We start from the raw sequence: 25612 nt of genomic DNA, 5'->3' as shown, positions 1-25612 counted from the left end.
GACCACCCGAACGAGACCCCGGGTTCGCTCAGTGCGCCCCGGCGGCGGCGTGCCGGGCGCGGTCCACGTCGTACACGCCCGGCACGTTGCGCATCGCCCGCATCAGGTTCTGGAGGCGGTCCGCGTCCGGGAGTTGGAGGGTGTACGTGTGGCGGACGCGGCCCTGGTCGGGCGGGTCGACGGTCGCCGAGATGATGGCGACGCCCTCGAGCGCTATGGCTTCGGTGAGGTCGGCGAGGAGGTGCGGGCGGCTGAAGGACTCGGCGATCAGCGTCACGCGGTACTCGGCGGTCTCGGCGTCGGCCCAGCGCACGCCGATCTCCGGGCGCCCGGCCGCTTTCATGCGCGCCACGCCGGAACACTCGACGCGGTGCACGGTGACGACGCCGCCGCGGACCGCGAAGGCGGTGATCTCGTCGGGCGGTACGGGCGTGCAGCAGCCCGCGAGGCGCACGGTGGCGCCCGGCTGGTCGACCACCGCGTTCGCCGCAGCAGGGCGGGCCGAGGGGCCGCTGTAGGCGGCGCGCGGCTCCGGTTCCGGCTCCGGGGCGCGGGGGCCCTCGGGGTGCGCGGTGAGCCAGCGTCGGATGGCGATGCGGGCGGCCGGGGTCTTGGCGTGGTCCAGCCAGTCGAGGGACGGCTCGGAGGCCGCGTCCTGGTCCATCAGGAGCTGCACGGTGTCGCCGTCGGCGAGGACGGTGCCGAGCGCGGCCAGGCGCCCGTTGACCCGCGCGCCGATGCACGCGTGGGCGTCCTCCCCGTACTGGGCGTAGGCGGCGTCGATGCAGCTGGCGCCCGCGGGCAGGCCGATGGTGCCGCCGTCGGGCCGGAACACGGTGATCTCGCGGTCCTGCGCCAGGTCCTCGCGCAGCGTCGACCAGAACGTGTCGGCGTCGGGCGCCGACTGCTGCCAGTCGAGGAGGCGGGAGAGCCAGCCGGGGCGGGTGGGGTCGGAGCGCTCGCCGACGGTGTCCAGGTGCTCCTCGCCGGAGGGCGTGTAGGGATTGCCGAGGGCGACGACGCCGGCCTCGGCGACCTTGTGCATCTGGTGCGTGCGGATGAGGACTTCGGCGACCTCGCCGTCGGCGCGGGCCACGGCGGTGTGCAGCGACTGGTACAGGTTGAACTTCGGGACGGCGATGAAGTCCTTGAACTCCGAGACGACGGGCGTGAAGCAGGTGTGCAGCTCGCCGAGGACGCCGTAACAGTCCGCGTCCTCGGAGACGAGGACGAGCAGGCGCCCGAAGTCGGCGCCGCGCAGCTCGCCGCGCTTGCGTCGCACGCGGTGCACGGAGACGAAGTGCCGGGGCCGGATGAGGACTTCGGCGGTGATGCCCGCCTCGCGCAGCACGCCGCGCACCTCTTCGGCGATCTCGTCGAGGGGATGCTCCGCGCGGGCCGCGTTCGCCGCGATGAGCTCCCTGGTCTGTTTGTACTCCTCGGGGTGCAGGATCGCGAAGACGAGGTCTTCCAGCTCGGTCTTGAGCGCCTGGACGCCGAGTCGCTCGGCGAGCGGGATCAGGACGTCCCGGGTGACCTTGGCGATCCGTTCCTGCTTCTCCTGGCGCATGACGCCGAGGGTGCGCATGTTGTGCAGGCGGTCGGCGAGCTTGATCGACATGACGCGCACGTCGTTGCCGGTGGCGACGAGCATCTTGCGGAAGGTCTCGGGCTCGGCCGCGGCCCCGTAGTCGACCTTCTCGAGTTTGGTGACGCCGTCGACCAGATAGGCGACCTCCTCGCCGAACTCGCTGCGCACCTGGTCGAGGGTGACGTCGGTGTCCTCGACCGTGTCGTGGAGCAGGGAGGCGGTCAGGGTGGTGGCCTCGGCGCCGAGCTCGGCCAGGATCAGCGTGACGGCGAGCGGGTGCGTGATGTACGGCTCGCCGCTCTTGCGCATCTGACCGCGGTGCGAGGACTCGGCGAGCACATAGGCGCGGCGCAGCGGCTCCAGGTCGGAGTCCGGATAGTGCGCGCGGTGGGCCTCGACGACGTGGCCGATCGCGTCCGGGAGCCGGTCGCGGGTCGCGGAGCCGAGCAGCGCGGCCCGGCCGAGTCGGCGCAGGTCGATCCGTGGGCGGGCACGCCTGCGAGGTGCTTCGGGCGTGATCGGCCCGGGCGTCGCGGGGTTGGTCGCCTCCGCACTCATGAGCACCTCCGGCTTGATCGACCGGCGGCGGGCTGGCGGGGGCACCCGTCCGGACCGGTGCTTGATGCTACCGAGCCCATCACGTGGCGCAGTCCCCCTCTCGCCCAGCGTGAAACGGATCACCCATTCGAGCGAAGGCTTACGGGTTTACGGTTTCGATCGCCGCGAACCAGTCCGCGTCGATCTCGCCTTCGGCCACGATGACCGCGGGCCCGGTCATCTCGATCTCCCCGTCCGCCCGCTCGGTGATGCTGAGCCGGCCGCCGGGCAGGTCGATCTCGTACGTCACCGGGGTGCCGTCGGCCACGGGGTCGTGACCGTCGCGGCGGGCCGTGGCGACGGCCACCGCGCAGGCTCCGGTGCCGCAGGACCGCGTCTCGCCGACGCCACGCTCGTGCACGCGCATGGCGACGTGGCGCGGGCCGCGGTCCACGACGAATTCCACGTTCACCCCCTGCGGGTAGGCGCTCGCCGGGGTGAACGGGGGCGCTTCGTAGAGGGTGCCCGCCTGGGCGAGGTCCTCGACGAAGGCGACCGCGTGCGGGTTGCCCATGTTCACGTTCCGGGCGGGCCAGGAGCTGTCGTCCACGGACACGGTGACGTCGCCCTCGGGGAGCGTCGCGCGGCCCATGCCGACCGTGACGAGGCCTTCCTTGTCGATGTGGACCGCCTTCACGCCGCCGCGGGTGGCCACCGCCACATCGCCCTCGGCGACGAGACCGGCGTGCTGGAGGTAGCGGGCGAAGACCCGTACGCCGTTGCCGCACATCTCGGCGACGGAGCCGTCCGCGTTGCGGTAGTCCATGAACCACTCGGCCTCTTCGGCCATGTCCCGCGCGTCGGGGTGCGCGGCGGAGCGCACGACGTGCAGGAGACCGTCGCCGCCGATGCCCGCCCTGCGGTCGCACAACGCGGCCACGGTGGACGGCGGGAGCGCCACCGCGTTCTCCGCGTCCGGGATGATCACGAAGTCGTTCTCGGTTCCGTGACCCTTGAGGAAAGTGGTCATCTCTCGATCGTACGGGGTCAGGGCGTCAGGGGTGAGCGGGGGCCGTGTGCGGCCGGTCACCGAAGGCGCGCGACGCGCCAGACGGCCAGCACGGCGACGGACGCCACGACGACCACGTAGGCACCCACGACGCGCCAGTCCGGTCTGCGGCCCGAGCCGCGCGGCGGGAGGCCCGGCATCGTGTAGCCGACGCGGCGGGCGGCCATCATGCCCCAGCCGGCGGCGCAGGAGCTGATCAGCAGCCCGAGCATCGCCACCACGGCGCCGCCGTCGCCGAACTCGAAGAAGAGGGGGAAGGCGAACATCAGGGAGCCGAGCGTCGCCAGCATGACGATGGGCGCGAGCTGCCAGATGCGGAGCCTGCGCTGCGGGCGAAGCTCGACCTCGACCTCCGCCGCCTCGTCCTGCGCGGCGATCTCCTCGGCGGTCGGCCCGTCGGCGATCACGCCGTCCGGGGTCGCCTCAGGACCGTCGGGGCTCAACTGATCCCCGCCTGGTGCGGTGTCACGAGGGCCGGCCTCCATCGCCACGCGCCCTCCCACTCCGGACTCCACTGGTCGATCGATGGTCGATGATGGCACGCCCGGAGAGGCCGGGATGACCGCCCGGGCGTCCCGATGCCATCACGTGATCAGGCTGTAACCGGTCGTTCGATCAACGTCATTGCCCGGGCCGGGAGTTCCCCGCGGTCCGCGACGGCTCCGCTGAGCCAGTGGACGCGGGGGTCACGGCGGAACCAGGAGTCCTGGCGGCGCGCGAAGCGCTTGGTGGCGCGCACGGTCTCGGCGCGCGCCTCGTCCTCGGTGCACTCTCCGGAGAGCGCCGTGAGTACTTGCTGGTAGCCGAGCGCCCGGGAGGCCGTGACGCCCTCGCGCAGGCCCTGGTCGGCGAGGGTGCGGACCTCGTCGACGAGTCCGGCCTCCCACATGCGGTCCACGCGCGTGGCGATGCGTTCGTCGAGCTCGGGGCGGGCGACGTCCACGCCGATCTGGACGGTGTCGTACACGGAGTCGTGGCCCGGCAGGTTGGCCGTGAAGGGCTTGCCGGTGATCTCGATGACCTCCAGGGCGCGCACGATGCGCCGTCCGTTGCTCGGCAGGATGGCGGCGCCGGCCTCCGGGTCGGCGGCGGCGAGCCGCGCGTGCAGGGCGCCGGGGCCGCGCAGCGCGAGCTCCTCCTCCAGGCGGGCGCGCACCTCGGGGTCGGTGCCGGGGAACTCCATCTTGTCGATCGCGCCGCGTACGTAGAGGCCCGAGCCGCCCACCAGGACGGGCCAGCGCCCTTCGGCGAGGAGGCGGTCGATCTCCGCGCGGGCGAGCTTCTGGTACTCGGCGACGCTGGCCGTCACGGTGACGTCCCAGATGTCGAGGAGGTGGTGCGGGACTCCTTCGCGCTCCTCGGGCGTCAGCTTGGCGGTACCGATGTCCATCCCCCGGTACAACTGCATGGAGTCGGCGTTGACGACCTCGCCGCCGAGTTCCTTGGCGAGGAAGACACCTAGATCTGACTTTCCGGCGGCGGTCGGCCCGACGACGGCGATGACCCGCGGGGCGGGAGCTGCGCTACTCACCGTCCCAGTCTCGCAAACCTCCTTGCCACTTCTCGAACGAGCTACGTGACGAGCCCGGTGCGGGGTCGTTGCCTGTTGCGAGGTTCCAGCCGCCGGTTTTGAGGACCGGCGACCCGGGCGGCGCAATGGGACGCACCGGGCAGGGCGGGATTTCGCCCACACGAGTACCGTATGGAGTTGAAATGGGCGTTTTTGCCATGTTCCGCCGGAAGGCCAAGGACAGCGAGGAGGCGTCGCCGGCCGAGACCGAGGCCGCCGTCGTGGCGGCCGACGCCGAGCCTGAGGCTGCCGAGGCCGCGGAGACCGGGGGCGACCCGGCACCGGCCTCGGCGGAGGCGGAGCAGGCCGCACAGGCCCCGGAGACGGACGAGCCGGCGGCTCCCGCCGCGACGGACGCGGTGGAGATCCCGAAGCAGCAGTCCGCGGAGCAGGCGGCCGACAGCGAGGCCGGCGAAGGCGCCCGTCAGTAGTACCTGCCGGCGCACGCCCGTCCGGGCGTGGGACATCCGCGAGGAAAGTGAGATCCATGGGCTTCCTGGACCAACTCAAAGCCAAGCTCGGCCCCGCCAAGGACAAGGCCTCCGGCCTCGCGCAGCAGCACGGGGACAAGATCGACCAGGGCCTCGACAATGCCGCCGACATGGTCGACAAGAGGACCAAGGGCAAGTACAGCGACAAGATCCAGCAGGGCACGGCGAAGGCCAAGGACGCCGTGGACCGGATGTCCGAGTCCCCCGACCGGGGGACCCAGGGCAAGGGGGGCGACGACACCCCGCCGACCCCGCCTCCGGCCTCCTGACGCCGCACGCGGCACACCCGGCGGACGGCCGCGAAGCCATCGGGCTTCGCGGCCGTCGCCGTGTGCGTGCCTTGTAGGCGTCGTTGTAGGCGCGTCGTTGTAGGCACGTCCTTGTAAGCGTCCTTGTAGACGTGTGCGCGCCCTATAGGGGCGTCACTGCGTCCAGAGAGCTACGACGTCCAGAGGCGTCACTACGTCCAGGACGCCACGAAGTAGCCGACCCCGTAGGGCGCGTCCTCGTAGAGGAGGCGGGCCGAGGCGGGCTCCTTGTCCCAGGCCCCGACGAGGATCTGCCACGGGCCCCGGCCGGAGATCTTCAGGGCACGGGCGAGATCCGCGTCCAGGTTCGGGAAGCGGCCCTCGTCGTCCAGGTCACGCAGCGCGGCGGCGATCTCCGCGTCGACGCCCTCGGCGCGCTCGTCCAGGTACCCGGGCGCCTTCACGGTGCGGCAGGCGCTGCCGTCGCCCATCACGAGGAGGCCGACGCGGTCCGCGTACCCGGCGATGTGGACGCCGTCCTCGCCGTTGACCGGCCAGGAGCGGTCGTCCGTGACCTCGTAGCCGCGCACCGGACCGTCCCAGCCCGCGCGGGCGAGCAGCCACGCGCCGACGGCCAGGGAGGGCGGCAGCTCGGCCTCCCTGCCCTCCGCGGGGGCCGCACCGAGGGTCACCTCGAGGTCGACGCCGAAGGGGCGGAACGAGCCGCGGGCACCGGCCTCGTGGTGCGCGTTCCGCGTCCCCTGGCCGACGACCACGATCAGCTCGGGGCGGGCCGCGATCACGGCCCCGACCGCCTCGTCGCACGCCGCGCGGGCGGCGTCCAGCTCGGGGGCGGCACCCGCGGCCACCTCGGGCACGAGCAGCGGGGGGCAGGGGCACACGGCGGCAGCGACAAGCATGATCGGCAGCCTACTGCGCGCGCTGCCGATCATGGCCGGGGGCCGCCGGTCGCACACGGAGTGACGGAGCGGGCCCCGGCGGGCGGCCGCGTCAGTCGACGGCGCAGCCTCCGGTGACCGCCGGCAGCGGCTCGGGGACGCCGACCTTCGGCAGGCCCAGCAGGACGCCCTGCGCCTTGTCCTGCACCTCCTGGGTGCGCTTCTCCCAGGCGTCGCCCGCGCGGGTGCGGCGCACGCTCAGGACGGCGCCCTCGGCGAGCAGGTGGTGCGGGGCGGCGTAGGTGATCTCCACGGTCACCACGTCACCGGGGCGGACCTCCTCGTCCGGCTTCGTGAAGTGCACCAGGCGGTTGTCGGGGGCGCGGCCGGACAGGCGGTGGGTCGCGCCGTCCTTGCGGCCCTCGCCCTCGGCGACCATGAGCTCCAGGGTGCGGCCGACCTGCTTCTTGTTCTCCTCCCAGGAGATCTCCTCCTGGAGGGCGACCAGACGCTCGTAGCGCGCCTGCACGACCTCCTTGGGGATCTGGTTCTCCATGGTGGCGGCCGGGGTCCCGGGGCGCTTGGAGTACTGGAAGGTGAAGGCCTGGGAGAAGCGGGCCTCGCGCACGGCGTGCATCGTCTGCTCGAAGTCCTCCTCGGTCTCGCCGGGGAAGCCCACGATGATGTCGGTGGTGATGGCCGCGTGCGGGATGGCGGCGCGGACCTTGTCGATGATGCCGAGGAAGCGCTCCTGGCGGTACGAGCGGCGCATCGCCTTGAGGACCGTGTCCGAGCCCGACTGCATGGGCATGTGGAGCTGCGGCATCACGTTGGGCGTCTCGGCCATGGCGGCGATGACGTCGTCGGTGAAGTCCCGCGGGTGCGGGGAGGTGAAGCGGACCCGCTCAAGGCCCTCGATCTGCCCACAGGCGCGCAGCAGCTTGCTGAAGGCCTCGCGGTCGCCGATGTCGCTCCCGTAGGCGTTCACGTTCTGGCCGAGCAGCGTGATCTCGGAGACGCCCTCGCCGACGAGGGCCTCGATCTCGGCGAGGATGTCGCCGGTCCTGCGGTCCTTCTCCTTGCCGCGCAGCGCCGGGACGATGCAGAAGGTGCAGGTGTTGTTGCAGCCCACGGAGATCGACACCCAGGCCGCGTACGCGCTCTCGCGGCGGGTCGGCAGCGTCGACGGGAAGGCCTCGAGCGACTCGGCGATCTCCACCTGCGCCTCTTCCTGGACGCGGGCGCGCTCCAGGAGGACGGGCAGCTTGCCGATGTTGTGCGTGCCGAAGACGACGTCCACCCAGGGCGCCTTCTTGACGATGGTGTCGCGGTCCTTCTGAGCGAGACAGCCGCCCACGGCGATCTGCATCCCGGGACGCGAGGCCTTGCGGGGGGCGAGCCGGCCGAGGTTGCCGTAGAGCCTGTTGTCCGCGTTCTCCCGCACCGCGCAGGTGTTGAACACCACGACGTCGGCGTCCCCGTCGGATCCCTCGGGGGCGCGGACGTATCCCGCGCCCTCGAGGAGGCCCGAGAGGCGCTCGGAGTCGTGGACGTTCATCTGGCACCCGTAGGTGCGTACTTCGTACGTCTTGGGGGGATTGGGAGAACGATCGTCCACGGCGGACGTGCGCGGGTCGCTGCTGCTCATACGGACAAGGGTATGGGGTTCGCGGGGGCGCCCCGCGCCGCCTCCTCGCCGCACGCCCGGCACCCGGCGGCGGGCGGGCCGTGACGTACGCCGTCAACCCTGGTCAGCCCCCGCCCCCACCTGGCAGGATCGCGCCCATGCCGCTCACCGCCCTCCGTCGCCTCCGCCCGGCCCGCCGCCACGTCCTGCGGGGATCCGTGGCCGGGCTCGTGGTGGTCGGGCTGCTGCTGTGGTGGCTGCTGCCGCTGGAGGACGAGACGCCGAGCGGGCAGGTGACGATCAGCACGGGCGCCAGGACGGGCGTCTACGAGAAGTACGGGAACCTGCTCAAGGCCGCCATGGCGCGCGATCTGCCCCGCGTCGACGTGCGGCTCGACGGCAGCGAGGGCTCGTGGGACAACGTGCGGCGGGTGGCGACCGGCAAGGCCGACTTCACGATCGCCGCCGCGGACGCGGTCGCCAAGTACCAGCTCGAGGGCCGGCCCGGCGCCGAGCGCTTGCGCGCCTGCGCCCGCCTCTACGACGACTACATGCAGCTCGTCGTGCCCCGCTCGTCCAAGATCAGGTCGGTGGCCGATCTGCGCGGCAAGAGGGTGGCCGTGGGCGGGAGCGCGTCCGGCGTGCGGCTGATCGCGAACCGCATCCTGCTGGCGGCGGACCTGGATCCGGAGAAGGACATCACCCCCGTCGGCCTCGGGATAGACACCATGCCGACGGCGCTCCAGGCCGGTCAGATCGACGCCTTCTTCTGGTCGGGCGGCCTGACGACGCAGCACGTGCGCACGCTGTCGGAGCGGTTCCCGATCCGTCTCGTCGAGCTGGGCAGCCTGATCGACGAACTGCACGCCCAGAGCGGCTCCTCGCGCTACTACCGGGCGGCGACGATGCCGGCCGACGCCTATCCGGACGCCCAGCACGGCAAGGCGGTCAGCACGCTGGCCGTGGCGAACCTGCTGGTCACGACGGAGCGGATCGATCCGGAGATGGCGGAGGCCGTGACCCGCACGGTCATCGACAGCCGGGACCACATCGGCGCGCAGGTCCACGCGGCGCAACTCGTCGACCTGCGCACGGCGATCTACACCGATCCGCTCACCCTGGACGAGGGAGCGCGGCGCTACTACCGCTCGGTCAAACCCTGAGCCCTGCCTTGCCCTGCCGCGCCGTGGCTACCGCCCGGCCAGATCCTGCTCGGTGTCTGTCCCTGCGCTCTGACGCGGCAGCGGGGCCGTTCTCGGCACCCTGAGCGTCACGCGCAGCCCGTGCGGTTCGTGATGCGCGTACGCGATCGAGCCGCCGCCCGCCGTGAGCAGGGCGCGGGAGATCGACAGGCCGAGGCCCGAGCCCTTCACGTTCTGGTGCCGGCCGCTGCGCCAGAAGCGGTCGCCGACGCGGGCGAGCTCCTCGTCGCGCAGGCCGGGGCCACCGTCGGTGACCTCGACCGCGGTGGTCTCACCACCCCCGACGACCGTGACCGTGACCCGCTCGCCCTCGGGCGTGAACTTGAGCGCGTTGTCGACCACGGCGTCCAGGGCGCTGGACAGGGCGATCGGGTCGGCCCAGCCGGTCACGGCGGGGCAGCGCGCGACCAGCCGTACGCCCTTCTCGTCGGCCGTCAGCCGCCAGGCCTCGACGCGCTCGGCGGCGAGCGCCCCGATGTCGGTCAGCATGAGGTCGGCGCCGGCGTGCTCGGCCAGGGCGAGGTCGAGCAGGTCGTCGAGGACGCGGGCCAGGCGCTTGCCCTCGGCCTGAACGGATGCGATCTCCTCGTTACCCTCCGGTAGTTCGTAGGACAGGACCTCGATGCGCAGCAGCAGGGCGGCGAGCGGGTTGCGCAGTTGGTGCGAGGCGTCGGCGACGAAGGCCCGCTGCTGCTCCAGCACGTCCTCGACGTTGTCGGCCATCTCGTTGAACGACCGGGCCAGGCGCCTGAGTTCCGGCGGACCGCCGGCGGCTGCGACCCGTGATTTGAGCCGGCCCGTGGCGATGTCGTGGGTGGTGGCGTCCAGGACGCGTACGGGTCGCAGCACCCAGCCGGTCAGGCGCAGCGCGGCGCCCACCGCGAGCAGCATCGCGGCGACCTCGCCCGCCGCGATGATCAGCCAGCCGCGCAGCGTCTTGGCGCGCATCGCGCCGGTGGGCGAGTCGGTGACGACGACGGCGACGACGTCACCGTCCCGGATGACCGGCGAGGCCACCACGAGCCGTCCGTGCCGCCAGGGCCACACCTGGGACGGGTCGTGGCTGCGGCGCGAGTACAGCGCCTCGTCGAAGGCCTCGCGCAGGGCGCCCCTGGCGGGCACCCCGAAGGCGCGCGGCGACCGGGCCATCGGCACGTGGTCGCGGAAGAAGACGCCCGCCCTGATCCCGTAGACGGTGTAGTACCGGTCGAGCTCCTTCTTGAGGGTCTGCCGGCGCTCGTCGGGGGCCTGTGCGCCGTTCTCGCCGGGACGTGTGGTGACGAACTGGGCGAGCGAGGCGAAGCGGGCGGTGTCGTCGATGCGGTCGACGACAACCTTCTGCTGCTCGGCGGAGGCCACGCTCACGGCGAGCGGGAAGCCGAGGGCGAGCAGGACGCCCGCCATGAGGACGATGAGCAGCGGAAGCAGACGGGCGCGCACCCGGGGGACTCTACGGCTTCCGCTAGGCGGCCGGGGCGACGAGCCGGTAGCCGACGCCGCGCACGGTCTCGATCAGGGCGGGCATGCGCAGCTTGGAGCGCAGGGAGGCGACGTGCACCTCCAGGGTGCGTCCCGTGCCCTCCCAACTGGTGCGCCACACCTCGCTGATGATCTGTTCCCGGCGGAAGACGACCCCGGGCCGCTGCGCGAGCAGGGCCAGCAGATCGAACTCCTTACGGGTGAGCTGCACGGCGGCGCCTTCCACGGTGACCTGCCGCGTGGGCAGGTCGATGACCACGTCGCCGAGCAGCACCTCGTGCTCGGACGCGGGGGCGGCCTCCTCCTGGACGGTGCGCCGGCTGACCGCGTGGATACGGGCGAGCAGCTCCCCCGTGTCGTACGGCTTCACCACGTAGTCGTCGGCGCCGAGATTCAGCCCGTGGATGCGGGAGCGGACGTCCGCCCGCGCGGTGACCATGATGACGGGCGTCGTGGTGCGCTTGCGGATCTTGCCGCAGACCTCGTAGCCGTCCTGGTCGGGCAGTCCCAGGTCGAGCAGGACGACACCGAAGCCGGCCGGGTCCGGGACGAGGGCCTGGAGGGCCTCCTCCCCGTTGCGCGCGTGCCGCACCTCGAAGCCGTGCCGGGAGAGCACGGCGGACAGGGCCGCGGCGACGTGATCGTCGTCCTCGACGAGCAGCAGTCTCATTCCGGCCCCCTCACCTGTGTCGATCCCTTGCGTTCACCAAGGCATCCACGCCGATCCATGAGGATGCCGTCAAGAGCCTTCGGGCCCCGTCCCGTTTCCGTTATGCAGCCGGTACGCGGGGGCCGCGGCCCTTCACACATCGTGTCCGGTTGCGACCGGATCGTTATGCTCAATTTCCCCTCAGATGTAATGACGCTGGTCGTACCGGGTTACTACTGTCCTCCCAACCGAGGAGGATGGAGCAAGACCCCGATGACCGAAGTTTCGGTGACCAAGGACGCCACTCCCCCCGCGGGCGACACACTGGTCGCGCTGAGCGCAGTCAACAAGCACTTCGGCGCTCTGCACGTGCTCCAGGACATCGACCTGACCATCGCGCGAGGCGAGGTCGTGGTCGTCATCGGCCCGTCGGGCTCCGGCAAGTCGACGCTGTGCCGCACGATCAACCGCCTGGAGACCGTGGACTCCGGGTCGATCACGATCGACGGCAAGCCGCTGCCCCAGGAGGGCAAGGAGCTGGCCAGGCTGCGTGCCGACGTGGGCATGGTCTTCCAGTCCTTCAACCTCTTCGCGCACAAGACGGTGCTCGAGAACGTGACGCTGGGCCAGGTCAAGGTCCGCAAGGCGGACAAGAAGAAGGCCGAGGAGAAGGCGCGCGCGCTGCTGGACCGGGTGGGCGTCGGCGCCCAGGCGGACAAGTACCCCGCGCAGCTGTCCGGCGGACAGCAGCAACGTGTCGCCATCGCACGGGCGTTGGCGATGGACCCGAAGGTGATGCTCTTCGACGAGCCCACGTCGGCGCTCGACCCGGAGATGATCAACGAGGTCCTCGAGGTGATGCAGCAGCTCGCCCGGGACGGCATGACGATGGTGGTGGTCACGCACGAGATGGGCTTCGCCCGCTCGGCCGCCAACCGTGTCGTCTTCATGGCGGACGGCCGCATCGTCGAAGAGGCCACCCCCGACCAGTTCTTCAGCAATCCGCGCAGCGACCGGGCCAAGGACTTCCTGTCGAAGATCCTGCACCACTAGACGCGCGCCGTACGTGCGCCCTCGGGCCGAGGCCCGAGGCTCCGCGCGCGTCGAATTTTCAGACTGCCGAATCTGCCGACACGAAGGATGTTCACCATGAATCTCCGCAAGTCCGCCGCCGTCGCGGCCACCGTCGCCGCTCTCGCCCTGACCGCCACCGCGTGTGGCGGCGAGTCCGGCAACGCCGGTGACAAGCCCGCCGGCGGTTCGGGTGGCAAGAACCAGCCGAAGCTGCCGACGTACACGGTCGCCAAGGACGTCAAGGTCGACTCCGCGACCCTGAAGAAGGCCCAGAAGGCCGGCAAGATCGTCTTCGGCGCCAAGGACGACCAGCCGTTCCTGGGCTTCCAGGACACCGACGGCAAGCGCTCCGGCTTCGACATCGAGATCGCCAAGATGGTCGCCGCCGACCTGGGCTTCAAGCCCGACCAGATCGAGTTCAAGACGGTCGACTCGAACGTCCGTGAGACGACCATCTCCAAGGGCGAGGTCGACCTCTACGTAGGCACCTACACGATCAACGACGAGCGCAAGAAGCAGGTCGGTTTCGCCGGCCCGTACTTCCTCGCCGGTGCCGACCTCCTGGTGCGCGCGGACGAGAAGGGCATCACCGGCCCCGACTCGCTCAAGGGCAAGACGGTCTGCTCCATCAAGGGCTCGACCCCGCTGCAGGAGATCAAGAAGCCCAAGTACGGCGCGAAGACGGTCGAGCTGTCCAAGTACTCCGAGTGCGTTCAGCAGCTGCTGAACAACGAGGTGGACGCGGTCACCACGGACGACGCGATCCTCAAGGGCTACGCCGCCCAGCGCCCGACGAAGCTCAAGGTGGTCGGCAAGCCGTTCACCAAGGAGCCGTACGGCATCGGCATGAACAAGGACGACAAGGCGCTGCGCGACGCGGTGAGCAACGCCATCGAGGCGCATGAGAAGAACGGCGACTACAAGAAGGCGTACGACGCGACGCTGGGTCTGTCGAAGTCGGCCTACACCGAGCCGCCGGCTCTCGAGCGCTACTGATCGAGCGCCTTTGACCGGCGCGCTCCGCGCCTGAGGAGTACGCCCCGCTCCGGGCGCACCGTTCGCGGTGCGCCCGTGGCGCGGCCTTTCCTGCCCGCCCGCCGCCCACGAGGACATCCCCGTGAACGTATTGCTCGACTATCTCCCGGAGTTCCGCGAGGGGTTCATAGGCACCGTCCTGCTGACCCTGGCCAGCGGGCTGCTGGCGATGGTCCTCGGCGTGATCATCGCCGGGTTCCGTGTCTCCCCCGTCCCGCCCCTGCGCCTGTTCGGCACCGCATGGGTGACGCTCTTTCGCAACACGCCCCTGACGCTGCTCTTCCTCGTCGTCTGGTTCGTCCTTCCGGTGATCTTCTTCCCGGGGCTGAACCCGTGGATGAAGGCCCTGCTGACGCTGGGCTGTTACACCTCGGCGTTCGTCTGCGAGGCCGTCCGCTCCGGCATCAACACGGTGCCGCTGGGCCAGGCCGAGGCCGCGCGGTCGATCGGCATGACCTTCGGGCAGACGCTGCGGCTGATCATCCTGCCGCAGGCCACCCGTACGGTGCTGCCGCCGCTCAGCTCGATCTTCATCGCGCTGACCAAGAACTCCGCCATCGCCGGCGCGTTCAGCGTCGCCGAGCTCTTCAGCGTCCAGAAGCTGCTGAGCGACAAGGGCTTCGCGATCGGCTGGATCTTCCTGTGGGTGGCCCTGGGCTACCTCGTCATCACCTTCTCCATCAGCGGTCTCTTCCGGCTGCTCGAGCGGCGCATGGGGGTCGCACGATGAGTTCGAGCGTCCTGTACGACGCGCCGGGCCCCAAGGCCCGTATGCGCAACCGGCTCTACACGGTCGTCGGTTCTCTCGCCGTCCTGGGTCTGGTCGCCTTCGCGATCTTCCGGATGAACGAGAAGGGCCAGCTGGAGCCCGAGGTCTGGAACATCTTCAACAACGCGGGTGTGCGCGCCAACATCCGCGACGGCGTGGTCACCACCCTGCAGGTGTTCGCGGTCGCCGGTGCTCTCTCCCTGGTGCTCGGCCTGCTCCTCGCGGTCGCACGGCTGTCCGACCACAAGGCCGTCAGCTGGTTCGCCACCGGCTTCATCGAGCTGTTCCGCGCCGTCCCGCTGCTGATCACGATCTACGCCTTGTGGGTGCTTTTCCTCACCTACAAGGAGAACCTCGGGGTCGTCGGCGAGAACTCCGGCTTCTGGGCGCTCGTCATCGGTCTGACCGTCTACAACGGCTGCGTCCAGGCCGAGGTGCTGCGGGCCGGCGTCAACTCCGTGCCGCGCGGCCAGGTCGAGGCCGCGTACGCTCTGGGTCTGCGCAAGTCGCAGGTCATGACGATGCTCCAACTGCCGCAGGCCGTACGGGCGATGCTGCCGACGATGATCAGCCAGCTCGTGGTGACCCTCAAGGACACCTCGCTCGGCTACGTCATCACCTACACGGAGCTGCTGTTCGCGGCCCGTCAGATGGCGAACAACATCATCGTCAACGGCGAGAACCCGATCACCGCGGTCGTCCTCGTGGTCGGCGTCATCTACATCGCGATGTGTCTGGCCCTGTCCTGGCTGGCCAGCTGGATCGAGCGGCGCGGCCGCCGGGCCAAGAAGGGCATCGCCGTCGCGGCGGCCACCGAGCCCGTCGTGGAGCTGTCCGAGATCGACCAGACGCTGTCCGGGCCGAAGAGCGGCGGCGCCTGACGGAGCATCACCAGGGCCGGTCCGATCGGCCGTCGTGACGGAGGCAGTGGCATGATCGCCACTGCCTCCGTCACTTGACGCAAGCACCGGCAATGGGTTGCATACGCTCTGTGAACGCGCACCCCGCTCCAACTGCCTCTCTCTGTACGTCCAGTACACCGCCCGCGCCCTCGGTCGCGGCGCCTTCCGGGGCAGGAGGGGCCGCGCCGTGGATCCGGTGATCGTCGTCGGCGCCGGGCCCGTCGGCCTCGCGCTGTCCCTCGCGCTCGCCCGCCAGGACGTGCCGTCCGTGGTGCTCGACGAGGGCTCCGGCAAGGACGAGCAGCGGCCGGCCCGCACCGTGGTGCTCCGCGAGGACACCGCCGCGTTCGTCGAGCGGCTGGCGGGACGGTCGTTCGACCGGGTCGGCGCGCGCTGGACCGGATGGCGTTCCCTGCGCCGCAAGCAGGAGATGCGCGCGCTCACCTTCGGTGAGCAACTCCCCGCGCCGCTGCACCTCGCCCAGCACGAACTGACCGGCGCGCTGCGCGCGGCCGTCGCCGAGGAACGCCTGGTCGAGCTGGCCGTCGACAGTCGCCTCGACTCGATCGAGAACGACGCGTCGGGCGTGACGGCGCGCACGCGCGGCCCCGAGGGCACCTCATGGCGCGGCAGCCATCTGGTGGGCTGCGACGGCCCCCGCTCCACGGTGCGCAAACTCCTCGACATCCGCTTCCCCGGGCGGACCGCCGTCGAACGGCACGCGGTCGCCGCACTGCGGACGGAACTTCCGTGGCCCGGTGAAGCGTTGCTCCATCGGAACCCTCCGTGGCGGACCTCGGGTCCCTCGGGCTCGGAGATCGTCGGACGCCCCCTCGCCGACGGTGTCTGGCGCCTGGACTGGCTGCTGCCGCCCCGCAGCGATCTGGTGACCCCGGACGTGCTGGTCGCCCGCGTCCGGGAGACCCTCGCGGGCTGGTGCGGAGGTTCCACGCCGCCGTACGAACTGCTCGACACGGGCGTGCACACCGTCCACCACCGGCTGGCCCGCCGCTGGCGGGTGGGGCGTGCCTTCCTCGCCGGGGACGCCGCGCACCTGCTGGGCGCTCTCGGTACGCAGGGCCTCGACGAGGGCCTGCGCGACGCCGACAATCTGGCCTGGAAGCTGGCCCTGGCCTGGCACGACGGTCCGCGTGGCGGGTCGTCCGCGCTGCTCGACAGCTATCAGGCGGAGCGCCGCGCCGTCGTCGCCGGCCGGCTGCGGGCCGCGGACCAGTCGCTGCCGATACTGCGCGGGGGCGGCGGCCTGCGCTCGTACGTGCCCGGCGCCGCCCGGGGGCACGACGCGCTGCTCACGGACGGTCACCTCGGGCTCGGCCCGCTCGGTGCCCCCGGCGGCTATCCGGACTCCCCGCTCGCCGCTCCGGTCACGGGGGCGGCGGCCGCGATCGGTACGGAGCCCGGCGCCGCGGTGTCCGACGTCCGTGTCACCGCGCCGGACGGCTCGACCGTGCGGCTGCGGGACCGGCTCGGTCTCGGGCGGCTCCTGGTGGTCCTGGTCGCACCCGGTACCGGCGTGTGGGACCGCAAGCACTGGATGTCCGCGGGGCTGATGCCGCGGCTCGCGGAGGCGGTCTCGGCTCTGCCGCACGAGACGGAGCTGCTCGTGACGGAGTCGTATCCGCAGGCGGCGGCGCACACGGTGCTGCTGGTGCGTCCCGACGGGCATCTGGTGACGGCGCTGAACGGCGTGCGCCCCGCCGAACTGCTGGACGCCGCGCGGACCGCACTCGGCAAGTCGGCCGAGGACGAGCCGACCGAGGACGAGCCCGTACGCAGCGGGGCACGCGGTGGCGGCGGCAAGGGCAGCGGCGGCCGTGGCCGTGCGTCGGGAGGCCCTGATCGAACGTGAGTTGACCGGCCTCCGCCACCGTGGTGTACTCCGGAGCGTGACGATCGACACCGATGTGCGCCTGTGGCGGAGGGTCCATATGGACCTGGTCCGCTACGCGGGCTGCACGTGTCGCCCGTCCTGCTGAATTCGCATCTTCTCCCCTTTCCGCGTGCCCGCGGTCCATCGCCGCTGCTCGGCGCCCGCGTCGTCCCGACGCCCTCGGCACGCGCCCTTCGCGAACTCCAGGACGGTAGTTGTGTCACTGCCCACGCCCTCCCGCACGCCTTCGGCCCCGGCCGCGCCCGACGCGGCGCCCACCCAGGCCGACCTGCTCGACTTCGTCCGCCGCACCGCCGCGGACCGTGACCTCGTGGCCTCGCTGCCGCTCGATCCGGAGGGCCGTACCTGGGTGCGGCTGGACGGGCCGGGCGGCAGCGAGGCCTGGCTCATCGGCTGGCCGCCGGGCACCGGCACCGGCTGGCACGACCACGCGGACTCGGTCGGCGCGTTCCTCACCGCGTCCGGCGAACTCACCGAGAACTCCCTGGCCGCGCGTCTGCCCACGGACGGCTGGAAGACCCTGGAACTGTCCGAGGACGTCGACAGGGAACGCGCGTTGGGCCCCGGCTCGGGGCGCGCCTTCGGCGTCCACCACGTGCACGAGGTCCTCAACCAGTCCCCCACCGAGCACGCCGTCTCGGTCCACGCCTACTATCCGCCGCTGCCGCGGATCCGCCGGTACAGCCGTACGGGCCAGGTCCTGCGCCTCGAAGCGGTCGAACGCCCGGAGGACTGGCAGTGACCACACCCCCGAACCCCGACCCGCCAAATGCCGACCCGACTCCCGACCTGGTTCCCGACCTGATTCCCGCCCCGGACTCCGTACCGGCCCCCGTCGGCATCGACGACCTGCTCGAGCGCGTACGGTCCGGGCTCGACCGGGTCGAAGCGCGCGAGGCCTTCGCACTCGCGGCCGGCGGCGAAGCGCTGCTGGTCGACATCCGCTACGCGGCGCTGCGCGAGCGCGACGGTCTGATCCCCGGCGCCCTCGTCGTGGAGCGCAACGAGCTGGAGTGGCGACTCGACCCCTGGGGCAGCCACCGCTCCCCCGAGGCGACCGGCCACGACCTCCGCGTCGTGGTCGTCTGCAACGAGGGCTACGCCTCCAGCCTCGCGGCCGCGTCCCTGCGCCAACTGGGCCTGCACCGGGCCACGGACCTCGTGGGCGGCTTCCAGGCGTGGCGGTCGGAGGGGCTGCCGGTGACGGGGCCGGAGGTCTGAGGGCTGGAGACTGAAGCGGCAGGAGTCGGAGGCCTGACGGTGCTGCCGGGGAGGGCCCGGGAGGGCAGGGCGCAGGAGGAGACGGCTCGGGCTCAGTCCGGGAAACCCAGGTCCTCCGTGTCCTCCCCCTCTTCCTCCAAGGCCTGTCTGACCACGCGGAGCGCCATGCCCTCCGGGTAGCCCTTGCGCGCGAGCATGCCGGCGAGACGGCGCAGCCGCTTGTCCCGGTCGAGGCCCCGGGTGGAGCGGAGCTTGCGGGCGACGAGCTCGCGGGCGGTGTCCTCCTCCTGCTCCGAGTCCAGCTGCCCCACGGCCTCGTCGATCACGGCGGAGTCCACGCCCTTGGTGCGCAGTTCCCTCGCGAGGGCTCGGCGCGCCAGGCCGCGGCCATGATGTCTGGACTCCACCCAGGCGTCCGCGAAGGCAGTGTCGTTGATCAGTCCGACCTCCTCGAACCGGGACAGCACCTCCTCCGCCACCTCGTCCGGGATCTCCCGCTTGCGCAGCGCGTCCGCGAGCTGCTTGCGCGTGCGCGGGGTCCCGGTGAGCAGGCGCAGACAGATGTTCCGCGCCCGCTCCGCCGGGTCCCCTGACGGCTCCCCTCGCCCGGCCCTCGACGGGTCAGGGGGGCCGTCGTCCTGCGCGGCACCGGGCGGATCCCCGAATCCGCCCCGGCGCCGCCGCCCGCGCGACCCGCTTGCGGCGCGCGCACGTCCACCACGGCGCGGTCCGTCCACCGCGCCGTCCCCCGGTGCGACGTCGAACCCCGTGTCCCCGGGCGCGGCGTCGCCCTGCCCGGCGCCGCCGTGCCCCCGGTCCTCGGGGACGGCGGGGCGGGCGTCGTACTCGGCCCAGTCGGTGCGTCGTGTCACGGACTAGCTCTTGGCCGCCGCGGCCTTGGGCTTGCCCGCCTTGGGCGCGGGGACCGACTTGGCCGCGTCGTCGGCGGGTGCGGCGGCTGCCGCGTCCGTGCCCGGCTCGCTGCCCGGCTCCTGCGGACGGACACCGACGCCGAGCTTCTCCTTGATCTTCTTCTCGATCTCGTTGGCCAGGTCGGGGTTGTCCTTCAGGAAGTTGCGCGCGTTCTCCTTGCCCTGGCCGAGCTGGTCGCCCTCGTACGTGTACCAGGCGCCGGCCTTGCGGACGAAGCCGTGCTCCACGCCCATGTCGATCAGGCCGCCCTCGCGGGAGATGCCCTGGCCGTAGAGGATGTCGAACTCGGCCTGCTTGAAGGGGGGCGCGACCTTGTTCTTGACGACCTTGACGCGGGTGCGGTTGCCGACCGCGTCCGTGCCGTCCTTGAGGGTCTCGATGCGACGGATGTCGAGGCGCACGGAGGCGTAGAACTTCAGGGCGCGGCCACCGGTCGTGGTCTCCGGCGAGCCGAACATCACGCCGATCTTCTCGCGCAGCTGGTTGATGAAGATCGCGGTGGTCTTGGACTGGTTGAGCGCGCTGGTGATCTTTCGCAGGGCCTGGGACATCAGACGGGCCTGCAGACCCACGTGCGAGTCGCCCATCTCGCCCTCGATCTCCGCGCGCGGCACGAGCGCGGCGACGGAGTCGATGACGATGAGGTCGAGGGCGCCGGAGCGGACCAGCATGTCGACGATCTCGAGAGCCTGCTCACCGTTGTCCGGCTGGGACAGGATCAGGTTGTCGATGTCGACGCCGAGCTTCTTCGCGTACTCGGGGTCGAGAGCGTGCTCGGCGTCCACGAAGGCCACCGCGCCGCCGGCCCGCTGGGCGTTGGCGACGGCGTGCAGGGTCAGGGTCGTCTTACCGGAGGACTCCGGGCCGTAGACCTCCACCACACGGCCGCGCGGCAGGCCGCCGACGCCGAGGGCCACGTCGAGCGCGGTCGACCCGGTGGGGATGACCTCGATGGGCTCGTTCGGCCGCTCGCCCATGCGCATCACTGCGCCCTTGCCGAATTGCCGTTCAATCTGTGCGAGCGCGGCGTCGAGCGCCTTCTCGCGGTCGGTTCCTGCCATGGGTTCCACCCGGTTTGCTTGTGTCGATCGCTTCACGTCAAAGACGCTAACGCCTGCCACTGACAATCGGCCTCGACGCCCGTCCGCCTGTGGATAACTCGAGGCTCCTCGCCGGGCCAGCACTGCCCGGATCCCTTGGGAATCCTGGGCAGTGTGCCCTTGGACACTCAATAAGAATGGATGTTCGATTTTGGTGTCAAGCGCACCACGCGGGGCACCGGCGACCGATCCGCTCCCGATACTGGGGCCATGGAACTCGTCTTCTTCATGACCCTGCCCGGGCTCGTGATCCTCCTGACGGTGATCGCCTTCACCGACCAGCTGCTGCTGCGCGCGGGCCGGGCGGGCATGCTGCCGTGGCGGAACGGCGCACGCCAGGGGCAGATATCGGCGACGGGGTTCGAGCAGCTGCACGCGAGCCTGTCGCCGGGCAAGCAGAACGAGCTGAAGGAGCGGCAGTCCGCTCTGGTCCTGCCCGACGGCGAGGACGACGGAGCGCCGCCGAACAGGACGACGGTGGATCTGGCCGGGGGCACCGCGGTCGTCCGCGTGCCACGCCCGGACCGGGACTAGTCGGCCCGCTCCTGCCCCTGCACCGCACGCCGGACACGGGCCACGAGCGACTCCCCGGTCCGTCTGCGGTGGCCGTGCACCCGGGGGTCGTCGGTGACGTCGTACCGCTTCACGTACGCGCCGAGGAACGCCTGCAGCGTCGCCACCGCCGGGATCGCGATCAGCGCGCCGACGGCGCCGAGCAGCGCCGTGCCCGCGATGACCGATCCGAAGGCGACGGCGGGGTGGATGTCGACCGTCTTCGCGGTCAGCTTCGGCTGCAGCACATAGTTCTCGAACTGCTGGTAGACCACGACGAAGCCCAGCACCCACAGCGCGTACCAGGGGTCGACGGTGAAGGCGATCAGCATCGGCAGCGCGCCCGCCAGGTACGTGCCGATCGTCGGGATGAACTGCGAGACGAGTCCGACCCACATGCCGAGCACGGGCGCGTACGGCACGTCGAGCAGCGCGAGCAGGATGTAGTGCGCGACCCCGGAGATCAGCGCCATCAGCCCGCGCGAGTACAGGTAGCCGCCCGTCTTGTCGACGGCGATCTCCCAGGCGCGCAGCACCTCGGCCTGCTTGGCCGGCGGCAGCACCGAGCACAGCGCACGCCGCAGCCGAGGCCCGTCGGCGGCGAAGTAGAACGAGAACAGCAGGATCGTCAGCAGCTGGAACAGCCCGCCGAGCACCTGTGTGGAGACGTCCAGGACGCCGGTCGCGCTGTTCTGGACGTACTTCTGCAGCCAGTCGGAGTGGAGCAGGCTGTCCTGGACCTCGACCCTGTTGAGGTCCGTGTGGAACGTCTGGTTGATCCAGTTGATGACCTGGTCGAGGTACTTCGGGAAGTCCTCGACCATGTCCACGATCTGGCCCGCGAGCATCGAGCCGAGCAGCACGATGAAGCCGGCTCCCGCGATCATCACGCCGAGGAAGACGGTGGCCGTGGCGAGGCCGCGACGCATTCCGCGCCCCGCCATCCAGCTCACGGCGGGCTCCACGGCGAGCGCGAGGAAGAACGCGATCAGTACGTTGATCAGCAGCCCGGTGACCTGGTGGAAGGCCCAACTGCCCAGCTGGAAACAGGCGACGAGGGTGAGGGCGAGCACCATGGCACGCGGCAGCCAGCGCGGCATGCCCGCGCGCGGCGCCGCCGGGCCGGGAGGCGCCGCGGGGGGCGTCGTGCCGTGCTGTGCGGCGTCGGCCGTCTGGAGGGTCTCGTCTGTCGCTGCCACCGTGCCAGTCTCGCCCACGCCGGCGACTGCCGGTGACCGCCCCCGATCCGTCACCCCGGTCAGCGCTTCTCCGCCGGCACGTTCATCGTGGAGCACACCACGCGCCAGACGTCCTTCGCCTCCCACCCGGAGTCGAGCGCCTGGTGGACCGTGCGCCCGCCGAGCCCCGCCATCACGTGGTCGCGCGCGAACGTGTCGGCGTACCCGGATCCGAAGTGATCCGCCATTAGCTGCCAGAAGACCGTCAACCGCATGACCCCAGTATCCCGCCCTTGAGAGTGCAGCCGGGCCCGGGGCACTTGTCGTACGGGCTGTGCGCCCTACGGTCGGAACATGGCCGGAACCGGAGCATCCCCACGCCCCTCATCGCCCTCCTCACCTTCCTCGCCCCCGGCGTCGCGGCTCGCGCGTGCCGAGGCGTTCATCTGGTCGACCGCGCGCGTCCTGGAGCAGCGCCGCTTCGCCTATCACTTCCTCGCGGGCGAGTCCGACGCCGCCGCCGACGCCGTCGAGACCGCCCTGAACGCCTACGGCACCGAGGACGACGGCTACGGACACGCGCTCGAACCCGATCTGCGCGGTCCGGTGAGCCAGCCCCTGCACACCGGGCACGCGCTCCGCGTCCTGGACACGATCGGGCGCTGCTCGGGTCGGCGGGCGGATCACGTGTGCCGCTATCTCACCGCCGTCTCCACGCCGGAAGGAGCCCTTCCGGCGGTGCTTCCCAGCCAGCGCGGCTACCCCCATGCCCCGTTCGTGCCCGTGGTCGACGACCCGCCGAGCGAGCTGCTCGCCACCGGCCCCGTCGTCGGCCTGCTGCACCGCAACGAGGTGTGGCACGCCTGGCTCTTCCGGGCCACGGAGTTCTGCTGGGCCGCCGTCGACGCCCTGAAGACGTCACATCCGTACGAGATCGAGGCAGCGGTTGCCTTCCTCGACGGTGTGCCGGACCGCCCACGTGCGCGCGCCGCCGCCGACCGGCTCGGACGCCTGGTGCGAGAGCAGCATCTCGCGGTGCTGGACCCCGCGCGCCGCGACACCTACGAGGTGGCGCCGGGCTACGCCCCGGGTGAGCACCATTTCCCGCACGACTACGCGAAGGCGCCGGAGTCGCTGGCGTGCGCCTGGTTCACCGACGAGGAGATGGCGCGTTCGCTGGACCATCTGGAGAGCGAGCAGCAGGAGGACGGCGGCTGGCCGGTCAACTGGCGCCATTGGTCCCCCGCGGTCGTCCTGGAGGCGCGCCCCTTGGTGACCGTCGAGGCGCTGCGCACCCTGCGCGCCTACGGTCGCCCCTTGTAGGAGGCGTCCGAACCGACCGGCCTGCCCTGTCCTCACCTCCGGGTCAGCTGCGCCGTCCGCCTCGTGCGCGCCTTCCGATGCACTCCGTGGGGCGCTGGGACGCGTCACCAGACCGAGGCGCCCCGTGCGGGGCCGTCATCCGGTCAGCGCGCGCACTCCCGCCGTGACCACCACGGCGGCCCCGACCACCACGAGGAACGGGGCTCGCAGCACCAGGGCGACGGCTGCCGCCGCGACTCCGGCGGCCTTGGCGTCGAGCACCAGGACGCGGCCGTCAGCGAAGGTCTGCTGGGCCGTGAGCGCCGCCAGGAGGGCGACCGGCAGCAGCGCGGAGAGTCGCTGCACCACGGGGCGTTCCAGCGCGCCGGCGGGCACGAGCAGGCCGATGAGCTTGACCGCGTAGCAGCCGACCGCGGTGACTCCGATGGCCATCCAGAAGTTCATCGGTCGTCTCCTCCTTGCGACGCGCGCCCTTCTTGTGCCGCGTGTCCTTCTCTTGTCGCGCCGTCTTGCGCCGCGCCTTCTTGTGCGGAGCCTTCTTGTGCGGCGCCTGCTTCTTCCGGCGGTCGCTCTTCTTGTGCCGCGCGAGGGGCACCGCGCCTGCGTCCCTCGGCCCAGAGCACGGCCGGTGCGGCCAGTGCGGCGACGAGCACGGGCACGCCCGCGGGCAGCACGGGCAGCAGGCCCAGGCCCAGGACGACGGCGATGCCCGCGACGGCACGCTCCGTGGTGCTCTTCAGCATGGGCGCGAGCAGGGCGAGGAACACCGCCGGTCCCGCGGCGTCGATCCCCCAGGCGTCGGTGTCGCCCAGAGCCTCCGCGCCGAGGGCGCCCAGCAGGGTGGTCAGGTTCCACAGCACGTACAGGGTCAGGCCGGTCACGGTGAAGCCGATACGGGCGCTGCGCCGGGTCGGCTGCGCGAGGGAGACGGCGGCCGTCTCGTCGATCACCCAGTGCGCGGCGAACGGGCGCACCGCGCGCGGCAGAGCGAGCAGTTGCGAGAGCCGCAGCCCGTAGAACGCGTTGCGCACGCCGAGGAAGAAGGCGCCGGCCGCCGCTGTGAACGGGTTGCCGCCGCCCGCCAGCGCCCCGACGAGCGCGAACTGCGAGGCCCCGGTGAAGACCAGGAGGCTGAGCACGCACGTCTGGAGCACGGTGAGGCCGCTGCCCGCCGAGGTCACCCCGAAGGCGAAGCCAGAGAGTCCGACGGCCACGCCGACGCCGAGCGCGTCCCGGACGACGGCTGCATCGGGCTTGCCGGCCCCGCCACCTCCCTCCGCAGGTATGTCTGTCGATGTCGACTGCTGCTCGATCGACTGTTGTTCAGCCAGGTCCTGTTCTGCCACGTCGTGGACGCTACGAGAGGAGGAGGTCACCGGTCTTGTACGTTCTTGCGCTCCCTGGTGCGCTCTTTCTGGTAGGCGCCCGGCGGCACCCCGACGATGCGGGTGAAGTGCCGGTTCAGATGGGGCTGATCGGTGAAGCCCACGGTCGCGGCGACGTCGGCCGGCGGTGTGCCCGCCTCCAGGAGGCCGCGTGCGCGGCGCACGCGCGCGTCGGTGAGCCAGGCGTGCGGCGGCATCCCGTAGGCGTCGCGGAACGCCCGCAGGAGGGCGAAGGAGCTGGTGCCCAGCTCGGCCGCGAGGGCGTCGAGGGAGGGCGGGTCGGCCATCCGGTCCTCCAGGAGCTCTCGCGCGCGGGCCGCGGCGACGGTCCCGGCGGAGCGGCGCGGCCGGACCGCGCGCGTGGTGCCGTGGTCGCGGAGCATCCGGGCGAGCACGACCCGGAGCAGGCCGTCGGCGGCCAGCGCGTTCCCCTGTTCCGCCGCGCGGTGCACCTCACGGATCAGCCGTGCCGCGTACGGGTCGGTGACGATGGGCTCCGCGAAAGCGGCGCTGCCTCGGACGGTGGTGGTCTCGGCGGCGACCTCCGCGACGAGCTCGGCCGACGGGTACAGCGTGAAGTACGCCCACCCGTCGGGCCCGCCCGCCTTCGCGGTGTGCGCCACCTCGGGGTTGATCATGACGACGCTGCCGGGGCCCGCGTGGAGCGTCTCGCCGGGTATGCCGACCGCTTCGACGCCCTGCGTGACCGCGCCGAAGACGAAGCCGTCGTGGCTGTGGCGCGGGAAGGTGTGCCGGACGTAGCGGGCGCGCAGCAGGTCGAGCCCGGGCAGTCGTTCGTACTGCCAGTGCCGTGCCCATTCGCCCTGTCCCGCCATGGCCTCCATTCTGCGTCATGTCACGCGCCG

The 25612-nt window shown here is 71.6% G+C and carries 28 protein-coding genes; 13 read left to right on the top strand and 15 right to left on the bottom strand.

Annotation, left to right across the window (positions count from 1 at the left end; all coding sequences use genetic code 11):
• Positions 1 to 28: 28 nt before the first annotated feature.
• The 4 genes from ACIBTU_RS29960 to miaA form a co-directional block, all read right to left on the bottom strand.
• The gene (locus tag ACIBTU_RS29960) at positions 29 to 2149 is read right to left on the bottom strand and encodes a RelA/SpoT family protein (RefSeq protein WP_399129669.1); all 2121 of its coding nucleotides are present in this window, start codon (positions 2147 to 2149) and stop codon (positions 29 to 31) included.
• Positions 2150 to 2288: 139 nt separating this feature from the next.
• Positions 2289 to 3158: a diaminopimelate epimerase gene (dapF, locus tag ACIBTU_RS29955; protein ID WP_399129668.1), complete on the bottom strand. Its 870-nt coding sequence runs from the start codon at positions 3156 to 3158 to the stop codon at positions 2289 to 2291.
• 56 nt (positions 3159 to 3214) lie between these two features.
• On the bottom strand, positions 3215 to 3682 hold the full coding sequence (locus tag ACIBTU_RS29950; RefSeq protein WP_384621365.1) for a hypothetical protein: 468 nt from the start codon (positions 3680 to 3682) through the stop codon (positions 3215 to 3217).
• A gap of 107 nt (positions 3683 to 3789) precedes the next feature.
• Positions 3790 to 4728 (bottom strand): tRNA (adenosine(37)-N6)-dimethylallyltransferase MiaA, encoded by a 939-nt coding sequence (gene miaA / locus ACIBTU_RS29945; protein WP_399129666.1) that lies wholly within the window; start codon positions 4726 to 4728, stop codon positions 3790 to 3792.
• A 182-nt stretch (positions 4729 to 4910) separates the two neighbouring features.
• Between miaA and ACIBTU_RS29940 the strand changes: the two genes are divergently transcribed.
• Together ACIBTU_RS29940 and ACIBTU_RS29935 are read left to right on the top strand one after the other, a co-directional pair.
• Positions 4911 to 5198, top strand: coding sequence for a hypothetical protein (locus ACIBTU_RS29940; RefSeq protein WP_399129665.1), 288 nt, complete (start codon positions 4911 to 4913; stop codon positions 5196 to 5198).
• A 56-nt stretch (positions 5199 to 5254) separates the two neighbouring features.
• The gene (locus tag ACIBTU_RS29935) at positions 5255 to 5527 is read left to right on the top strand and encodes an antitoxin (protein WP_399129664.1); all 273 of its coding nucleotides are present in this window, start codon (positions 5255 to 5257) and stop codon (positions 5525 to 5527) included.
• A 191-nt stretch (positions 5528 to 5718) separates the two neighbouring features.
• On the opposite strand, the gene ACIBTU_RS29930 is transcribed toward ACIBTU_RS29935, so the two are convergent.
• Both ACIBTU_RS29930 and miaB read right to left on the bottom strand, forming a co-directional pair.
• Entirely contained in the window at positions 5719 to 6426 is a 708-nt protein-coding gene (locus ACIBTU_RS29930; protein ID WP_399129663.1) for a class III extradiol dioxygenase subunit B-like domain-containing protein, read from the bottom strand.
• 91 nt (positions 6427 to 6517) lie between these two features.
• Positions 6518 to 8053, bottom strand: a complete 1536-nt coding sequence (miaB, locus tag ACIBTU_RS29925) for a tRNA (N6-isopentenyl adenosine(37)-C2)-methylthiotransferase MiaB (RefSeq protein ID WP_399129662.1) — start codon at positions 8051 to 8053, stop codon at positions 6518 to 6520.
• 137 nt (positions 8054 to 8190) lie between these two features.
• Between miaB and ACIBTU_RS29920 the strand changes: the two genes are divergently transcribed.
• Positions 8191 to 9195 carry a TAXI family TRAP transporter solute-binding subunit gene (locus ACIBTU_RS29920; protein ID WP_399129661.1) on the top strand — a complete coding sequence of 335 codons (1005 nt, stop codon included), beginning with the start codon at positions 8191 to 8193 and terminating at the stop codon, positions 9193 to 9195.
• Between the two features lie 27 nt (positions 9196 to 9222).
• On the opposite strand, the gene ACIBTU_RS29915 is transcribed toward ACIBTU_RS29920, so the two are convergent.
• Positions 9223 to 10674, bottom strand: a complete 1452-nt coding sequence (locus ACIBTU_RS29915; protein WP_399129659.1) for a sensor histidine kinase — start codon at positions 10672 to 10674, stop codon at positions 9223 to 9225.
• 22 nt (positions 10675 to 10696) lie between these two features.
• On the bottom strand, positions 10697 to 11383 hold the full coding sequence (locus ACIBTU_RS29910; protein ID WP_399129658.1) for a response regulator transcription factor: 687 nt from the start codon (positions 11381 to 11383) through the stop codon (positions 10697 to 10699).
• Positions 11384 to 11635: 252 nt separating this feature from the next.
• On the opposite strand from ACIBTU_RS29910, the gene ACIBTU_RS29905 reads away from it, so the two are divergent.
• The 8 genes from ACIBTU_RS29905 (at position 11636) to ACIBTU_RS29870 (ending at position 18275) form a co-directional block, all read left to right on the top strand.
• Positions 11636 to 12415 (top strand): amino acid ABC transporter ATP-binding protein, encoded by a 780-nt coding sequence (locus tag ACIBTU_RS29905; RefSeq protein WP_188336472.1) that lies wholly within the window; start codon positions 11636 to 11638, stop codon positions 12413 to 12415.
• 96 nt (positions 12416 to 12511) lie between these two features.
• Positions 12512 to 13432, top strand: coding sequence for a glutamate ABC transporter substrate-binding protein (locus ACIBTU_RS29900; RefSeq protein ID WP_399129657.1), 921 nt, complete (start codon positions 12512 to 12514; stop codon positions 13430 to 13432).
• A gap of 121 nt (positions 13433 to 13553) precedes the next feature.
• On the top strand, positions 13554 to 14201 hold the full coding sequence (locus ACIBTU_RS29895) for an amino acid ABC transporter permease (protein WP_399129655.1): 648 nt from the start codon (positions 13554 to 13556) through the stop codon (positions 14199 to 14201).
• Positions 14198 to 15121, top strand: coding sequence for an amino acid ABC transporter permease (locus tag ACIBTU_RS29890; protein ID WP_399129654.1), 924 nt, complete (start codon positions 14198 to 14200; stop codon positions 15119 to 15121). The genes ACIBTU_RS29895 and ACIBTU_RS29890 overlap by 4 nt, the downstream gene beginning before the upstream one ends.
• Positions 15122 to 15329: 208 nt before the next feature.
• A complete protein-coding gene (locus tag ACIBTU_RS29885) occupies positions 15330 to 17012 on the top strand; it encodes an FAD-dependent monooxygenase (protein WP_399129652.1) in 1683 nt (560 codons plus the stop codon).
• The gene (locus ACIBTU_RS29880; RefSeq protein WP_399129651.1) at positions 16951 to 17139 is read left to right on the top strand and encodes a putative leader peptide; all 189 of its coding nucleotides are present in this window, start codon (positions 16951 to 16953) and stop codon (positions 17137 to 17139) included. Before ACIBTU_RS29885 ends, ACIBTU_RS29880 begins: the two co-directional genes overlap by 62 nt.
• 111 nt (positions 17140 to 17250) lie before the next feature.
• Positions 17251 to 17796: a cysteine dioxygenase gene (locus ACIBTU_RS29875; RefSeq protein WP_399129650.1), complete on the top strand. Its 546-nt coding sequence runs from the start codon at positions 17251 to 17253 to the stop codon at positions 17794 to 17796.
• 59 nt (positions 17797 to 17855) lie between these two features.
• Positions 17856 to 18275 (top strand): rhodanese-like domain-containing protein, encoded by a 420-nt coding sequence (locus ACIBTU_RS29870; RefSeq protein ID WP_399129815.1) that lies wholly within the window; start codon positions 17856 to 17858, stop codon positions 18273 to 18275.
• Between the two features lie 92 nt (positions 18276 to 18367).
• On the opposite strand, the gene recX is transcribed toward ACIBTU_RS29870, so the two are convergent.
• Together recX and recA are read right to left on the bottom strand one after the other, a co-directional pair.
• Positions 18368 to 19147, bottom strand: a complete 780-nt coding sequence (gene recX / locus ACIBTU_RS29865) for a recombination regulator RecX (protein ID WP_399129649.1) — start codon at positions 19145 to 19147, stop codon at positions 18368 to 18370.
• 3 nt (positions 19148 to 19150) lie between these two features.
• A complete protein-coding gene (gene recA, locus ACIBTU_RS29860) occupies positions 19151 to 20269 on the bottom strand; it encodes a recombinase RecA (RefSeq protein ID WP_399129647.1) in 1119 nt (372 codons plus the stop codon).
• 249 nt (positions 20270 to 20518) lie between these two features.
• On the opposite strand from recA, the gene ACIBTU_RS29855 reads away from it, so the two are divergent.
• Positions 20519 to 20842 carry a DUF6191 domain-containing protein gene (locus tag ACIBTU_RS29855; RefSeq protein WP_399129646.1) on the top strand — a complete coding sequence of 108 codons (324 nt, stop codon included), beginning with the start codon at positions 20519 to 20521 and terminating at the stop codon, positions 20840 to 20842.
• On the opposite strand, the gene ACIBTU_RS29850 is transcribed toward ACIBTU_RS29855, so the two are convergent.
• Entirely contained in the window at positions 20839 to 22059 is a 1221-nt protein-coding gene (locus ACIBTU_RS29850) for an AI-2E family transporter (protein ID WP_399129645.1), read from the bottom strand. The genes ACIBTU_RS29855 and ACIBTU_RS29850 overlap by 4 nt on opposite strands.
• Positions 22060 to 22118: 59 nt before the next feature.
• The gene (locus ACIBTU_RS29845; RefSeq protein ID WP_399129643.1) at positions 22119 to 22313 is read right to left on the bottom strand and encodes a DUF3046 domain-containing protein; all 195 of its coding nucleotides are present in this window, start codon (positions 22311 to 22313) and stop codon (positions 22119 to 22121) included.
• 79 nt (positions 22314 to 22392) lie between these two features.
• Between ACIBTU_RS29845 and ACIBTU_RS29840 the strand changes: the two genes are divergently transcribed.
• Entirely contained in the window at positions 22393 to 23361 is a 969-nt protein-coding gene (locus ACIBTU_RS29840) for a hypothetical protein (protein ID WP_399129642.1), read from the top strand.
• Positions 23362 to 23496: 135 nt separating this feature from the next.
• On the opposite strand, the gene ACIBTU_RS29835 is transcribed toward ACIBTU_RS29840, so the two are convergent.
• From ACIBTU_RS29835 to ACIBTU_RS29825, 3 genes are read right to left on the bottom strand one after another with little or no spacing between them, the layout of a single operon-like run.
• Complete coding sequence (locus ACIBTU_RS29835) at positions 23497 to 23805, bottom strand: AzlD domain-containing protein (RefSeq protein ID WP_399129641.1); 309 nt, start codon at positions 23803 to 23805, stop codon at positions 23497 to 23499.
• Positions 23802 to 24674 carry an AzlC family ABC transporter permease gene (locus tag ACIBTU_RS29830; protein ID WP_399129813.1) on the bottom strand — a complete coding sequence of 291 codons (873 nt, stop codon included), beginning with the start codon at positions 24672 to 24674 and terminating at the stop codon, positions 23802 to 23804. The genes ACIBTU_RS29835 and ACIBTU_RS29830 overlap by 4 nt, the downstream gene beginning before the upstream one ends.
• A 59-nt stretch (positions 24675 to 24733) precedes the next feature.
• Positions 24734 to 25591, bottom strand: coding sequence for an AraC family ligand binding domain-containing protein (locus ACIBTU_RS29825; RefSeq protein WP_399129640.1), 858 nt, complete (start codon positions 25589 to 25591; stop codon positions 24734 to 24736).
• Positions 25592 to 25612: the final 21 nt, after the last annotated feature.

The organism is Streptomyces sp. NPDC050145 (assembly GCF_044460245.1).
Taxonomy (GTDB): Bacteria; Actinomycetota; Actinomycetes; order Streptomycetales; family Streptomycetaceae; genus Streptomyces.
The sequence above is the reverse complement of the archived record's forward strand: the minus strand, read 5'-3'. Positions and strand labels throughout refer to the sequence as shown.